We start from the raw sequence: 13,656 nt of genomic DNA, 5'->3' as shown, positions 1-13,656 counted from the left end.
ACTCGAAACAGGCGGCGATGCACTCGGCCAGCTTCTGCCGGTCGATGTTCCCCAGGTCCTTCGGATAGGTCTCCAGCATTGAGGTCACATGCGTCATGGTCCCGCTCCTTTGCATCGATCCGACGGAGCAGGTCGGCAGGCGCCGGCCCGCTATACAATTGACAGTAACCTGCCGTTTCGGTTCGGCGAAGCCCACCGCCTTGAAAATTCCAGATAGATCCGACCCACCGGAAAGGCTGCCGCATATGCTCAGCCGGCCACGATCGTCGCCTGGGATCGCCATCCAGAGGTAAAGGACGTTGCAATCCACGACCTGCATGGGGAGAAAGTGACCGGCGCACCAGCTGGCTTCTTGGAAATCACCTGCTCAGTTGGTCGTCGGCGCCGGCAGCTCCCGCATCCGCCGATACAGGGTCGCCCGGGACATCCCCAGGTCCCGTGCCACCTGGGTGGTCGGCTCCCCGGACTCGATCAGGCGCATCGCATTGCGGATCTGAGAGTCGGTGAAAGTCTGCCGGCGCCCACCGAGGTCCTTGCCGGCGGCCCGGCGCTTCGCCACCGAGTCGGTGATCCGTCCGCGCTTGGTCCCCAACTCCATCTGGGCCAAGGCCGCCATGACGGTGAACACCATCGACCCCATCGGGGTGGCAGTGTCCACGTCTCCCCCACCCAGATTGAGCACCCGCAACCCGGCACCCCTGGCCCGCAACGCCTCGGTGCTTTCTCGTCATGGTCGCAACACCTGACCGAAAGTTGGGTCATGACAGCACCACTGCGAGGCCATGATCGCCGGGTCGGGCGGCGTCCGATGTCGGCCAAGCGCGAGCAGTTCCTGAAGATGATCGGCCAGGGCTGGTCCGTGGCCGCCGCCGCCCGTGAACTCGGTGTCAGCCGAAGCTCGGCGAACAACTGGAAGAACGGCTACCGGATCACCCGCACCGACGGCACCGTGGTGACCTTCGAGGCGCTCACCCCGGCCCCGCAACCGATCTCCACCCGGTTCCTGTCCCAACAGGAGCGGTTACTGATCGCCGATGAGCTGCACGCCGGCACGAGCCTGCGGCGCATCGCCACGCTGCTGGGCAGGGCCCCGTCGACAATCTCTCGGGAGGTCCGCCGCAACCGCGGTGGCCTGGCCGCCTACCGGCCCTTCACCGCCGAGCACCTGGCCCGGGAACGTCGTCGGCGTCACCATCGGCTCAAGGTCCAGGCTGACGTGCAGCTGGGCTCCTGGGTCACCGCGAGGCTGGCGGAGTACTGGAGTCCCTCCCAGATAGCCCGGGCCCTGCCTGCGACCTTCCCGGGCCAGCGAGAGCGCCATGTGGCGCACGAGACGATCTACCGGGCCGTCTACCGCCATCAGCTCCCGCCGCTGGCCCGGAGCTCACGGTCCTGCCTGCGCACCGGGCGCACCTACCGGAAGGCCCACCGGCACCCGTCCCGGCGCCGGGCCAGGTTCGGGTTGCCGGTGCGGATGATTACCGACCGGCCGGCGCAGGTTCTCGAGCGTCTCGAGCCCGGACACTGGGAAGGCGACCTCATCGCCGGGCCCGGCCACCGCTCCAACATCGCCACACTCGTCGAACGCACCACCCGCTTCACCGTACTGATCCCCGTGCTCGGCTCCCGCCACGCCGAAGTCGTGCACCGCGGCCTGGTGGCCGCCCTCGGAACCTTGCCGCCGGATTTGCGGCGCTCGATCACCTGGGACCAGGGCATCGAGATGTCCCGGCACCGGGAGGTCAGCGCGGATCTGGGATGCCCGGTGTTCTTCTGTGAGAAGGGCAAGCCCTGGCAACGCGGCTCGAACGAAAACACCAATGGCTTGCTGCGCCAGTATTTTCCCAAGGGCACCGACCTGTCCGTCCATACCCCGGAGCACCTTCAAGCCGTCGCGTACCAGCTCAACCACAGACCCAGGGCCGTCCTCGGGGGCAAGACTCCCGCGGAGCTTTTCGACGCCTTGCTACCCTTCCCACACCACCCGCTGTTGCGACCATGACGAGAAAGCACCCTCCGCAAAAGTGAGCATGTTCTGCGTCGACCGCCCCAGCCGGTCCAGCGTGGTCATGACCAGAGTGTCACCCAGGCTCAAGGCCGATAGCCAGGCCCTATGTAAAGCGGAAGGCGGCGAGCTGTTCATGCCCCCGCTGTCCACGAGCCGACCTGCAACTGTCCGATCACCCCAAGGCTGACGTCGCGGCGGCCTCAGCGCGCCGGAGGCCCGCGAGAGGACTCCGACCACACTGCCCGGCAGGTGAAGTAGGAGTTGATGTCTGCGGCCACACCGATGACTCCTCGAAAGGCATTACCAGGGTCCGGTGCCGGTGCTTCGCTGGAGAAGCAGACCTGTTCCGGGTCCGCATCACCAGGGGGGATCATCATGGCTGGTCACGACGAGCAAGCCGAGCACACCAAGGCCGAACACACCCACGGGGACAACTGCGGGCACGACACCATGGAGCACGACGACCACGTGGACTACCTCCACGACGGGCACCGGCACTCCGAGCACGAGGACCACTACGACGAGTGCCAGTAGCCATTCCCGTGACAGCTCGGGGAACCCTGCGCGAGGCAAAGGGTTCCCCGAGTCGCCTGGCCCACGGGTCTCACGAAACCCCTATTGCCATGCACGAAGCGTGGGCGTTCCAGCTGTGGTCGTGGCTCCGGTCTCCGTGTTGGGCGGTGAGTGGGACACATACAGTGGCACTCATGACCGAGCAGCTCTACGAGTGGATGGCGCCGCAGCAGCCCTCCGACGCACTCGAGGAATACCTCACCGAACGCGCCCCGGCCCTGGAGCACCTGTGCTCGGACATGGCCGACCACGGCTTCAACCCCAGCCGGGTGCTCGAGGGCACGATCGACTCCGTCGCCCCGGTGTGGGAATAGATCACCGACCGGGTCACCGAGCTCGGGGTCGACCCGAGATCGCTGGACGAGGACTCGACCCGGCCCAGTTGGCCCAGCTGGGCGCGGCACGGGATGCTCGTGGACCCGCATCCACCGGCAGAGTCCCTGGCCCTGGTGGACGGGTACGCCTCCTAACCTGGGACAGGTCATCACCCCCGCCGTCCCCGAGGCGCACTGGCAGAGCGGTCATCACCGCATCAAAGACTTCCCCATGCTCCGCCGCCCCGTGCTCACCGGTGCTGGGCACCAGGTCCTCCTGCCCGGCCTGCCCATCTACAGCGCCTAACAGTCCGCCCACGGCCGCGACCCGATGACCGGAACCGAGATGGTCGACCACGTGCGGCGGACGATCTCCGCGCTGCGGAGGCAAGGACCGGAGGCGGCCACCGCCGCGGAATCGAACGTGACCGTCGTACCCGAGGTGGACCGCTTCGACGCCGGACTGCGCACCGACATCGCCGAGGACCATGCGGCCCTGGTCGATCGGATGATCACCGGAGCTCACCGACCGCGACGGCGTCGACTCCGTCCACCGCTACGGGCCGGCCGCACTGGTCGTCAACGCCTCGTCCTGGGAGGAACTGCGGCTGCAGATGTGGCTGACCTTGTGGCTGCAGCGCCATCTCCCCCGCTGAGGGCCGAACGCAACGCAGGTCTCCGTTGCCGCCCTTGACTGGTCTTCTGCCCGCGGTCAGCGGTCCCGCGCGGACCTGCTCGACGTACGGTGATGACCGCGCAAAACCATGCCCCGGGCCGACCCGGAGACACCGACCCAGCCTGGACGGAGGATCCAGCCACCGGCCGCCATGGCCGCACACCAAGCAGGCTCGCATCCGGTGCCCCTGGGCCGGCGCCACGACCTGGTCGCCGAGCGGGGCACCCGCCAGGACGTCCTCTCCACCGACTCGGGCCGGTGAGCACATCCCGCGCCCAGGGGTCAATGCGTGGCTCGTGGCGCCACTGAGGTCCTGGGGCGAGCAGCGATGGGGGTCGGGATCGGCTCCGATTACGGCAGGTAGTCCGGGGCCGGCTCCAGCCCGAAGAACTCCTCCATGGTGTCGACGTCGGGCTCACCCGTCGCCTTGGCTCCCGCGTGTATCTGCTCCGCCAGGACATCCGAGCCGACGTAGCGAAGGTGCCAGGGCTCGTAGGTGTACCCGGTGACACCCTGCTCACCCTTGGGGTAGCGGATGATGAACCCGTACGCGGGCGCGTTGGCGGCCACCCACTTCCCCACTGGGGTCTCCTCGAAGCAGTCCTGCAGCGCGCACACCCCGGAGGAGTTGCCCACATCCATGGCCAGCCCGGTCTGGTGCTCGCTGTGCCCGGGACGGGCGGCGATGGTGTCGGCGGTCTCCTGCCCGTACTGCTGCACGTAGCTGTCGTAGAGGCTGGCCTGAGTGTCGTAGGAGCGGTACCCGCTCACGGCGACGATGTTTACCCCGTCAGCCTTGGCAGCCCGAACCATCTTCTTGTAGGCCTCCGCCGCATCGGAGCGCATCCGTTCGGCCTGGATGCGGCTGAGGGGCTTCGGCACGTAGGTCTGCGGGTCCAGCGGCCGGTGCTTGTTCACCACCACCGTCAGGCTCGAGGCCGAGTCGATGTCATAGGCAGTCCCTGTCGCGACCGCCGCCGATGGCGCCATCAAACCCGTCGCCAGGCTCAGTGCTACCGCCCCACCGAGAAGTCCACCAAAGTTCTTCATCATGCTCACGCCCCCACGTGTCCAGGAAAGATCCGCCTCAGCGTAACTGCACGACCCCCGCGATCTGTGCTGTGTGACACTGTGACGAACCCCGGGAGCACTCACCCGAGGGCGTGAGCGGCCGTGGTCTTCTCTCGGGATGAGGAGAGTCCCCGCGCAGATGCGGGTTGTCGAGAGCACCTCTCCACCACGGACGTACCCCTGCTCACCCGTGGACCCGCCGGTGACCAAGCTCCGGAACTGGTGGTGGCGATCAACCCACCCCGCAGTCCGTGGACATCACCTGGACCTCCGGAGTGCGTGTTCTACCAGATCACCGTGCCGGGCCACGGAGAACTCCTCCAAATCCAGACCCACACTCACCCGGAACCGCATCCCCTCCAGAGGACAGGTATGGACGCGCAGGGCCCTGATGCTGTGCAACGGGTAGATCCCCTGATCGAGCACGGAGAACTTCAGTTCTCGGCGGACCAGCAGCAGCCGTGTGGTCGTGACCACGACCAGAGTCCGCCGGCACCGCCACCACCCCGGCGCCACCACCTGTACGGTCTCGGCCGGATCCAGCAACACCTCGGCCCGGCGCAGGTGCTCACGCAGCAAAACCCGCTGGATCACACCCCAGGGCCCGCAGGCAGCGGTGAGGTCCTCGCGCATGATCAAGCCCTTTCACCTGGCATCGAGCGGATCGGAGCACCGCGTCAATCTCCGACTGCTGCCCCAGCCAGGCCTCCTCGGAACAACCAGCTGACCGATCCCGAGAAAAGCTCTCACCACTATGGAGAAAGTGAGTAGCAATTGTAAAGAGGCGTCTAGAAGTGCCTCATCACTTCGTGAAGCCTGCACAGTAGGAAGGCCCTCTGCGCACTGAGCCACTACTGCTCCCTGTCGTGGTGGCTCAGGAGACGTTGACGCCTGTTGTAGACCCATCCGCTGAGGAACCCCCTACTGCAACATCGCCCTCAGGATGAGTGGCCGGCAACTCGCCATATGTAAAGCAGCCGGGACTGAGCTATACGCCCTGTCGCCTACCGTCTGACCAGCGCCCGAGTGGCCGGATCGACGGTTGGGTTTGCACCCCGGATTTCCGAGCGTGGAACGCCCGCAGGACAACCCCTACTGCATCGCCGCATTCTGAGGTAAGAGGGGAACGGGTTCACCCCGAACCACCTTGAGGCTCCACTTCTGCGAAAGAGATTGTAGAGATGAGGGCGCCATCGCTTCTGACTGCTCTCGCTACTTCTGGCGGGGTTTGGCGCGGACGTGCATTCGTTCTCCTTGTCCACCGAACAGGCTGAGGATTTCCGCGGATTGGGTCTCGGTGCTGCCGAACCAGTGGGGCACTCGGGTGTCGAACTCCACCACCTCACCGGCTGCGAGGATCAGGTCATGGTCTCCGAGGATCAGGCGCATGCGACCGGAGAGCACGTACAGCCATTCATAGCCCTCGTGGGTCTTGATCTCGGGAACGTCTTTGGATGCGGGGATGATGATTTTCCAGGCCTGGATGCCGCCGGGTTGCCGGGTCAGGGGGATGACGGTCCGCCCGTGCGCGCGCCGTGGCTTCAGTCGGATCCGGGGGTCTCCGACCTCGGGGGCGCCGACCAGATCGTCCAGCGGCACGTTGTAGGCCTGCGCCAGTGGCAGCAGAAGCTCCAGGGTCGGTCGTCGCTGCCCCGTCTCCAGCCGCGACAGGGTGCTTTTGGAGATCCCGGTCGAGGCGGCCAGAGCGGTCAGGGTCACCCCACGTTGGGTGCGTAGCCGTTTCAACCGAGCCCCGACCTGGTCGAGGGTCGTTGCGATCACCGTTGTCGTGTCGTCCACAGCCCCATCGAACGCCTTTTTCCCAGGAGCAGCAACGTTCGTTGCCAACTCGGGAACGGCGGCTCAGGCTGGTGGACATGAGCAGATACGACGTAGTGATCATCGGTGGCGGAGCCGCCGGGTTCTCGGCGGCACTGGTGTTGGCCCGGGCCCGCCGCAAGGTGCTGGTGGTGGATGCTGGGGCCCCGCGTAACGCCCCCGCATCCCACATGCACGGGTTCCTCTCCCGTGACGGCCTGCCCCCGGGGGAGCTGCTGGCCCTGGGCCGGGCGGAGGTCACCGGTTACGGCGGCGAGATCCTCGAAGGCACCGTCACCGAGCTGGTGCGCGACGGCACCTCCGGGTTCTCGGTGCCGCTCTCGGGCGGCCGGCGGGTGTCCGGGCGGCGGCTGCTCGTGGCGACCGGCTTGCGCGATGAGCTGCCCGACATCCCGGGGCTGGCTGAGAGGTGGGCCCGGGATGTGCTGCACTGCCCGTACTGCCACGGCTACGAGGTGCGCGACCAGCGGCTCGGGGTACTCGGCGCCTCGCCCGACACGGTGCACTACGCACAGATCGTGGCCCAGTGGTCCGAGGACGTCGTGTTCTTCGCGCCCACCGGCACCCTGAGCACAGCCCAGCGCACGGGGCTGACCGCTCGATCCATCGGCCTCGTCGAGGGCACCGTGCAGCGGGTCCTGGTGGAGGGCGACCGTCTGTGCGGAGTCGAGCTGGACGACGGTCGCACCATCGGCCGTGACGTGCTGTTCGTGCCGCCGCGCTTCGTTCCCCACCACGACCTCTTGCAGGGGCTGGGGTGTGAGCTGGACGAGGCCGGATGGCCGGTCAAGGACAGCACCGGCCAGACCACCGTTGCCGGGGTGTGGGTGGCGGGCAACGTGGCCAATCCCCGGGCCCAGGTCATCACCGCCGCCGGTGAAGGCTCCGCGGCCGCGATCGCCATCAACGCCGACCTGGTGGACGAAGACGTCCGCACCGCCGTGCGCGACATGGGCCGCTGACCCGAACCCCGGTCCTGCCGCCACCCATCGATCGACCACACCACCTCGAGGAGCACCCATGCCCCACCGATCCGCGCCTCCGCGCTCTGCGCCGGTGTCACCGCCGAACCGGCACCACCTGGCGCTGATGATCTGGCTGGCCGTCTTCCCCACCCTCACCATCCTCAACCTCGTGCTCGGGCCGTGGCTGGAGCCGTTACCGACGGTCCTGCGCACTCTGGTGCTCACCACCGTCGCGGTCCCGATCGTCATCTACGGCCTCATGCCCCACCTGCACCGGATCCGCACCCGCATTCTCACGACCCGATGAGCCGAACGCGATCACCGTCCCCGTGCGCTGTGGGCTCCGGTGAGGGTGGGACGTCCCACCGGCGGGGACTTAATAAAAGGCCCCTTCGTAGGCGCGGCGAACCCCCGGGCGGATCATGGGGATCACGACCCAGCTGATCGCGCCGGTCCTTGAGGACCCGGCAGTTTTTCGCAGGCACTCACCAGCGGCGACACCAACGCAGCTTGATCGATCTCCACCGCGCACGGTGGCCCGCCACCGCATCAGTCCTGGACTCAGCCGCTGCCACCGATCGATCCCGTCCTCATCCTCCGCGGCGGCTTCAGCTCTCCGGCACTCCCTGGAACGGAGATGCCCCGCGCACCAGCCTTTCCTTTCCCGGCCACAATGGCGCGGACCCGGCGGAACGGACCTCGCCTCTCCTCCGCGGCTCCATCGGACCAGTGGCCACGCACGTGGACCCGACCGCGCCGGGTTCGCCGTGTTCTCCGGTCCCGTCATCGGTCCCTGGCCGCCCCGCCGGCCCACTGCCGTGCCGGCCCACCGTGGTTCGGCGCCCATTGACCCTCCGTTGTTCGCCACTTCATCCCGGGAGACCGATATGGCTGTCACCGACCGCACCACCACCACACCACGAGCCCCGATGGACCCTGCGCGGAAGACCGCGCTCATCGCCGGACTCCTCTATCTGCTGACCTTCATCTCGATTCCTACCCTGGCCCTGTACGGCCCCGTCCACGACCCTGACTACGTTCTGGGTCCGGGCCCGGACACCCCGGTTCTGCTCGGGGTGGGCCTGGAGATCGTCGTGGCCCTGGCCTGCATCGGCACCGCCATCGTGCTGCACCGCGTGCTCAAGCGGGTCGACGAGACCCTCTCACTGGGCTTCATCGCCGCACGGACCCTGGAAGCGGCCACCATTTTCGCCAGCGTGGCCTGCCTGCTCACGATCGTGTCCCTACGACAGGCCGGCACCGGGGCCGACGCCTTGGCCAGCGCCCAGACACTGATCATCCTGCGCGATTGGATGTTCCTCACCGGCCAGGGCTTCCTCCCGGCCGTCAACGCCCTGCTGCTCGCGCCCCTGCTCTACCGCTCACGGCTGGTGCCGCGGATCCTGCCCATCATTGGCTTCATCGGCGCCCCGCTGCTGGTGGCCTCGGCCGTGGCCACCACACTCGATCTGTGGGGCCAGGTCTCGGCCCTGGCCGCCCTGGCGGCGCTGCCGATCGCGCTGTGGGAGTTCTCCTTGGGCCTGTGGCTGGTGGTCAAGGGCTTCAAGCCCTCACCCTTCACCACTGGAGCGGACACCACCAGCATCACCGACCCGGGCCACGACGGCCGGCGATAACCTTCCCCGGGGCTGCACCCTTTACAGGGCAGGCACCGGCACAAGTTCCACCGCATCAAACCCGCGGCAGGAGCCACGGGCACTGCCACCGAAGGACACGGCCATGGCCACCACCGCCGCACCCCAGCTCACCCACCCCAATGACCGCGGCCCCGGGAGTGAGCTGCCGCTCTACCGTCTGCACCTGATGCGCGCCGGCTACGCTCTGATGGGCGTGGGCCTGGTGATCTTCCGGGTGCCTGACCTCTTCGTCCACGAGGAGCCCTGGCCGCTGAAGGAGGGCGTGGTCGTGTGCATGCTCACCGCCATGGCGGTCCTGGCGCTGCTGGGCCTGCGCCACCCGGTGAAGCTGCTGCCGATCCTGCTGTTCGAGGTGGCCTGGAAGCTCATTTGGCTCCCCGTTGTCGCTCTGCCCAAAATGCTCGCCGGCGATATGGACGCCGAGACGATGGAGGTGCTGGCCAGCTGCACCCTCGTGGTCATCATCGTGGCGGTCATTCCGTGGGGCTACGTGTGGCGCCACTACATCACCGCCAAGGGCGACCGGTGGCGCTGACCAGCCCCTCCTCCCGGGGACAACTGTCGAACCCGGACATCATGGCGATCAGTGTTCCACCGCAACCCCCACAGCAGAACCGGACGAATCGGCCTCACCGCACCAGGGACGATTCAATGCCCGTACAGGCACCTCACCGACAAAACCGCTCGCCCCTAACCGGCCATATGTAAAGCGGTCGAATTGATTCGATGCTGGCCACGAGACCCACATGTCGGCCAGTGGATGCACGACCACACCCTCGGGCCGTGGCTGGGAGCATGGCACGGGACAGCCAAACCAGATGTCACCGGATATTGCGGCAGTTCCCCGCATCTGCCCATCCCTTTCCCGTGGCGGTGCAGGTGGCTAGCGTGGAAGGCGTCATTGGTTGACCGAGACTCAGGGCACTGCCGGCTTCGCACCGGTCGTCGGCACGGTCTCGTTGACGGAGTCCAGGATGCTCGGACACGGGCGCCGGTACCAGGCCACCCCGGGGACCCCGAACACCTGTTTCCACGGCACGACGGAGCAAGCGAGCACGAGGAGGAAACCGGCATGGTGGAAGCACCTCCGGTGCCCGTGGGCACCAGAGAACTTATCGACATCGGTGGCCGGCGCCTGAACGTCTGGCGGATCGGGAACGAGGGGCCCGTGGTGGTGCTGGTGCACGGGATTCCGACCAACCACATGCTTTGGCACGACGTCGCCCCGCAATTGGGCGCGGGAACGCAGGTCGTGGCGGTGGACATGCTCGGCTACGGATGGTCCGGGGCACCCGAAGACGCTGGCGTGGACCTGGCTTCTCAGGCCGGTCACCTCCTGGATCTACTCGACGTCCTCAGGATCGACCGGTGCATCGTCGTGGGTCATGACCTCGGCGGTGGGGTGGCCCAGATCCTGGCCACGGTCGCCCCGGACCGGGTTCAGGCAGTGGGGATCATCGATGGTGTGTGCTTCGACGGGTGGCCCGTCCCCGCCGTGCGGGCGATGCAGCTGGGACGGCTCGTGTTGCGCCGTACGCCACCTCAGGTGCTGGGCGCCGGCCTGCAGCGGAGCCTGCGTGCCCTGTTCGTGCATCAGGACCGGGCTGACACTTACACCCCTTGGTTCGCCGCCCCGTGGCGCGCCCCTGACGGGCCGCAGCGGCTGGAGCGGCACTTGCGGTCCCTGCACCAGGCCTACACTCTCGCGGTCGCGCCCTTCCTGCCGCGGTGGTCCATCCCGGTGGAGGTGCTCTGGGCCCGCCATGACTCCCAGATGAAACTGTCCTACGGGCAGCGCCTGGCCGAGACCATCCCCACCGCCCGACTGACAGTCATCGACAACGCACATCACTTCCTGCCCGCCGACACCCCCACCCCTGTCCTGGAGATGGTCCAACGCCTGCTCACTCGCCTCGACGGAACACACCCGAGGTAGCGTTGCCGGCCCCTGGACGTTCCACCGACGAGGGTCGGCCATCGATCTCCAGGGCGTCACCGATATAGGCGGTACCCATGACCCGGGTCGCGGTGGCGGTGGCGACGCCTCCTAGGTTCAGCACCCGCAGCCCTGCTCCACTGTCGCGCAGTGACTCGGCGAAGGCACGCATGCTCTGCGCCGACCGCCCCAGATGGACCATGTCCTGCTGCCGCATCAACGCCCGTGGCTTAGCGGCCGGTAACCGGGCCATATATAAACAGGGTCGACGCCTGCTCCTGTATCTCTCAATTCAGGGCCTCACCAGGCAGGCTCTGCCTGTCGTGGAAGGGGCACCCACCCTTTTCTCCCCTCCTTGGGGCGGCCAATGGGTCGACCAGGGCGTCTGGCCCTTTCCCACGGCACCGGCCGAGGGCGTCGCCCCAGCCAGCTGCTCGTCGCCCGCTTGCATCGACCCTGGTGCCCTTCTCGCATTGATAAGGCTACTGTGAGATGAGCCGTTATCGGGACCCGGGGATGCGGCCCCCGATGCCCACTGGCGCGGAGGAGGAAACCGACGTGGACATCAATCTGGTGCTGGCCCTGTTCGCCGGGGCGCTGCTGGTGTTCGCGGCGTTCTCGACCGTGCTGCAGCGGGCGAGCCTGCCCGGCCCCCTGCTGTGCCTGGGCTTTGGGGCGCTGATCGGCCCCCACGCCCTGGGCCTGCTGCGGATGGAGGACTTCGGGGTCCCGGAGGGCACCCTGCTCGAACAAGCCGCGCGGATCACCCTGGCCATTGGACTGGCCGGGGTCGCCCTGCGCCTGCCGCACGGCTACTGGCGGAACAACGCCCGGTGGATCGCGGTGATCATCGGGGCGGGCATGGCCGTGATGCTAGTGGTCGCCACCGGGGTGCTGTGGTGGGGACTGGGAGTTCCGTTCCTGATCGCCCTGCTCGTGGGGTCAATCATCACCCCGACCGATCCGGTGGTCACCACCCCGATCGTCACCGGGTCGATGGCCGAGGAGAAGGTCACCGAACGGGTCCGGCACAATCTCTCGGCCGAGAGCGGCATCAACGACGGGCTGGGATACCTCTTCGTCATGCTGCCCGTGCTGTTGCTGACGAAACCGGACCAGGCCTGGCACGAGCTGCTGACGAAGGTGCTGCTGTGGGAGGTGCTCGCCGGCGCCGTCATCGGTGCGGTGGCCGGATACCTGCTGGGCAAGCTCTTCGTGCTCGTGCGCGAGCACGGGCTGATGGAGGAAAGCTCCTACCTGGCGTTCATCGTGCCCCTGGCCCTGCTGCTGCTGGGGGCCGGCAAGCTGCTGAGCACCGATGCGATCCTGGTGGTCTTCATCGGGGTGGCCGTGTTCGGGCAGGTCATCCCCCAGCGGGAGGAGGCCCAGGAGGACAAGGTGCACGACGCCGTGGCCCGACTGTTCCTGCTGCCGGTGTTCATCCTGCTGGGCATGGCGCTGCCTTTCGGGGAGTGGACCCAGTTGGGCTGGGTGGCCCCCGTGGTGATGGCCGCGGCCGTGCTGGTGCGCCGGCTGGTGACCCTGTGGGCGCTGCGCCCGCTGCTGAAGGACATCCATGACCGGTCCGAGACGGCGTTCTTGAGCTGGTTCGCCCCCGTGGGCGTCTCCGCGCTGTTCTACGCCACCCTGGCCGAGCGCCACACCGGCCACCACGAGATCTTCGTCTACGCCACCCTGGCCATCACCGCCTCCGTGATCGTCCACGGGCTCACCTCCGCACCCCTGAGCGCGTGGTTGCAGCACCGCGAACCGCAGCTCAAGGAAGAAAAGGAAACCGCGGCGTGAGGCAGCAACGGCTCCTTTCCCGAACATGCGCCGGGCAGTCACGACGCCTGCTGCAGGGCGCGGAGGCCGTCAGGCGGCCCCGCACTCATACTTCCCATACCAATTCTCAGGTCAACACGGTTCGCACGAGGTGGGTCCGACGCGGGGTTCAGGACGACATTTGTCTCGATAACCTCGTCTGCGATCCGCCTCTAACCCGCCATATGTAAAGCGGCAGGGGCCAACCTTGCCCCCACTGCCGACGGTCCACTTCCATTCCTGCAGCAACGAGGGGCCGTGGGACCTGGTGCGCCAGGTCCCACGGCCCCTTGCGCGGTTCTCAGGCGGGGGTGCCGGTGCCGGGGGTGGGGGCGGTGGCCCAGGGGTTCTCCACGCCGATGTACTGGGTGGTGGTGTACTCGGCCAGGCCCTCGGCCCCGCCCTCGCGGCCGAGCCCGGACTGCTTGACCCCGCCGAAGGGGGCCGCGGCGTTGGAGATCACTCCGACGTTGAGGCCCATCAGGCCGAACTCGATCCGGTCGCCGATGCGCAGCCCGCGGGAGATGTTCTCGGTGAACACGTAGGAGGCCAGCCCGTACTCGGTGGCATTGGCCAGCTCCACCGCCTCGTCCTCGTCCTTGAAGGTCACCACCGGGGCGACGGGGCCGAAGATCTCCTCGGTCACCGCCCGCGCGTCACGGGGCACGTCGGTGAGCAGGGTGGGGGCGAAGAAGTACCCGGGGCCCTCCACCCGCCGGCCCCCGACCACGACCTTCGCCCCGCGGGAGACGGCGTCGGTGACGAACTCCTCCACGGAGTCCCGGGCCTTGG

At 67.6% G+C, this 13,656-nt stretch carries 13 protein-coding genes and 2 pseudogenes; 9 read left to right on the top strand and 6 right to left on the bottom strand.

The annotated features are described in order from the left end of the window. Window positions 1-97, bottom strand: a pseudogene (locus ABD220_RS05440) (four-helix bundle copper-binding protein); the annotation flags it as partial. 270 nt (window positions 98-367) lie between these two features. Beyond that, window positions 368-715 (bottom strand): annotated as a pseudogene (locus ABD220_RS05435) (recombinase family protein); the annotation flags it as partial. Between the two features lie 93 nt (window positions 716-808). On the opposite strand from ABD220_RS05435, the gene ABD220_RS05430 reads away from it, so the two are divergent. The 3 genes from ABD220_RS05430 to ABD220_RS05415 all read left to right on the top strand — a co-directional run bounded on the left by ABD220_RS05430 (window position 809) and on the right by ABD220_RS05415 (window position 2,895). Then, window positions 809-2,002 carry an IS30 family transposase gene (locus ABD220_RS05430; RefSeq protein WP_425552512.1) on the top strand — a complete coding sequence of 398 codons (1,194 nt, stop codon included), beginning with the start codon at window positions 809-811 and terminating at the stop codon, window positions 2,000-2,002. A 381-nt stretch (window positions 2,003-2,383) separates the two neighbouring features. Next, window positions 2,384-2,542 (top strand): zinc transporter permease, encoded by a 159-nt coding sequence (locus ABD220_RS05420; RefSeq protein ID WP_344120519.1) that lies wholly within the window; start codon window positions 2,384-2,386, stop codon window positions 2,540-2,542. 173 nt (window positions 2,543-2,715) lie between these two features. Then, window positions 2,716-2,895 (top strand): hypothetical protein, encoded by a 180-nt coding sequence (locus ABD220_RS05415; protein ID WP_344120517.1) that lies wholly within the window; start codon window positions 2,716-2,718, stop codon window positions 2,893-2,895. Between the two features lie 1,027 nt (window positions 2,896-3,922). Here the strand turns inward: ABD220_RS05415 and ABD220_RS05410 are convergent. The 3 genes from ABD220_RS05410 to ABD220_RS05400 all read right to left on the bottom strand — a co-directional run bounded on the left by ABD220_RS05410 (window position 3,923) and on the right by ABD220_RS05400 (window position 6,442). Then, a complete protein-coding gene (locus tag ABD220_RS05410) occupies window positions 3,923-4,489 on the bottom strand; it encodes a M15 family metallopeptidase (protein WP_344120515.1) in 567 nt (188 codons plus the stop codon). Between the two features lie 411 nt (window positions 4,490-4,900). Next, window positions 4,901-5,275, bottom strand: a complete 375-nt coding sequence (locus ABD220_RS05405) for a hypothetical protein (RefSeq protein WP_344120514.1) — start codon at window positions 5,273-5,275, stop codon at window positions 4,901-4,903. A gap of 579 nt (window positions 5,276-5,854) precedes the next feature. Further along, entirely contained in the window at window positions 5,855-6,442 is a 588-nt protein-coding gene (locus ABD220_RS05400) for a helix-turn-helix domain-containing protein (protein WP_344120512.1), read from the bottom strand. 77 nt (window positions 6,443-6,519) lie between these two features. Between ABD220_RS05400 and ABD220_RS05395 the strand changes: the two genes are divergently transcribed. The 6 genes from ABD220_RS05395 to ABD220_RS05365 all read left to right on the top strand — a co-directional run bounded on the left by ABD220_RS05395 (window position 6,520) and on the right by ABD220_RS05365 (window position 12,846). Further along, entirely contained in the window at window positions 6,520-7,443 is a 924-nt protein-coding gene (locus ABD220_RS05395) for an NAD(P)/FAD-dependent oxidoreductase (protein WP_344120510.1), read from the top strand. A 58-nt stretch (window positions 7,444-7,501) separates the two neighbouring features. Then, window positions 7,502-7,753 carry a putative antibiotic biosynthesis monooxygenase gene (locus tag ABD220_RS05390; RefSeq protein WP_344120508.1) on the top strand — a complete coding sequence of 84 codons (252 nt, stop codon included), beginning with the start codon at window positions 7,502-7,504 and terminating at the stop codon, window positions 7,751-7,753. A gap of 580 nt (window positions 7,754-8,333) precedes the next feature. Then, window positions 8,334-9,083 carry a DUF4386 domain-containing protein gene (locus ABD220_RS05385; RefSeq protein ID WP_344120506.1) on the top strand — a complete coding sequence of 250 codons (750 nt, stop codon included), beginning with the start codon at window positions 8,334-8,336 and terminating at the stop codon, window positions 9,081-9,083. Window positions 9,084-9,186: 103 nt separating this feature from the next. Beyond that, the gene (locus tag ABD220_RS05380) at window positions 9,187-9,639 is read left to right on the top strand and encodes a hypothetical protein (RefSeq protein ID WP_344120504.1); all 453 of its coding nucleotides are present in this window, start codon (window positions 9,187-9,189) and stop codon (window positions 9,637-9,639) included. Window positions 9,640-10,176: 537 nt separating this feature from the next. After that, a complete protein-coding gene (locus ABD220_RS05375; protein WP_344120503.1) occupies window positions 10,177-11,040 on the top strand; it encodes an alpha/beta fold hydrolase in 864 nt (287 codons plus the stop codon). 558 nt (window positions 11,041-11,598) lie between these two features. Continuing rightward, the gene (locus tag ABD220_RS05365) at window positions 11,599-12,846 is read left to right on the top strand and encodes a cation:proton antiporter domain-containing protein (RefSeq protein ID WP_344120501.1); all 1,248 of its coding nucleotides are present in this window, start codon (window positions 11,599-11,601) and stop codon (window positions 12,844-12,846) included. Between the two features lie 319 nt (window positions 12,847-13,165). Here the strand turns inward: ABD220_RS05365 and ABD220_RS05360 are convergent. Then, window positions 13,166-13,656 (bottom strand): aldehyde dehydrogenase family protein (locus ABD220_RS05360; protein ID WP_344120500.1); only part of this gene is annotated, 491 nt, incomplete at its 5' end.

The sequence above is a fragment of the Kocuria aegyptia genome, from assembly GCF_039530085.1.
Classification (GTDB): domain Bacteria; phylum Actinomycetota; class Actinomycetes; order Actinomycetales; family Micrococcaceae; genus Kocuria; species Kocuria aegyptia.
The sequence above is the reverse complement of the archived record's forward strand: the minus strand, read 5'-3'. Positions and strand labels throughout refer to the sequence as shown.

Coding starts and splice junctions, on each gene's coding strand:
- ABD220_RS05430 (WP_425552512.1), top strand. CDS start 809: ATGTCGGCCAAGCGCGAGCAGTTCCTGAAGATGATCGGCCAGGGCTGG.
- ABD220_RS05420 (WP_344120519.1), top strand. CDS start 2,384: ATGGCTGGTCACGACGAGCAAGCCGAGCACACCAAGGCCGAACACACC.
- ABD220_RS05415 (WP_344120517.1), top strand. CDS start 2,716: ATGACCGAGCAGCTCTACGAGTGGATGGCGCCGCAGCAGCCCTCCGAC.
- ABD220_RS05405 (WP_344120514.1), bottom strand. CDS start 5,275: ATGCGCGAGGACCTCACCGCTGCCTGCGGGCCCTGGGGTGTGATCCAG.
- ABD220_RS05395 (WP_344120510.1), top strand. CDS start 6,520: ATGAGCAGATACGACGTAGTGATCATCGGTGGCGGAGCCGCCGGGTTC.
- ABD220_RS05390 (WP_344120508.1), top strand. CDS start 7,502: ATGCCCCACCGATCCGCGCCTCCGCGCTCTGCGCCGGTGTCACCGCCG.
- ABD220_RS05385 (WP_344120506.1), top strand. CDS start 8,334: ATGGCTGTCACCGACCGCACCACCACCACACCACGAGCCCCGATGGAC.
- ABD220_RS05380 (WP_344120504.1), top strand. CDS start 9,187: ATGGCCACCACCGCCGCACCCCAGCTCACCCACCCCAATGACCGCGGC.
- ABD220_RS05375 (WP_344120503.1), top strand. CDS start 10,177: ATGGTGGAAGCACCTCCGGTGCCCGTGGGCACCAGAGAACTTATCGAC.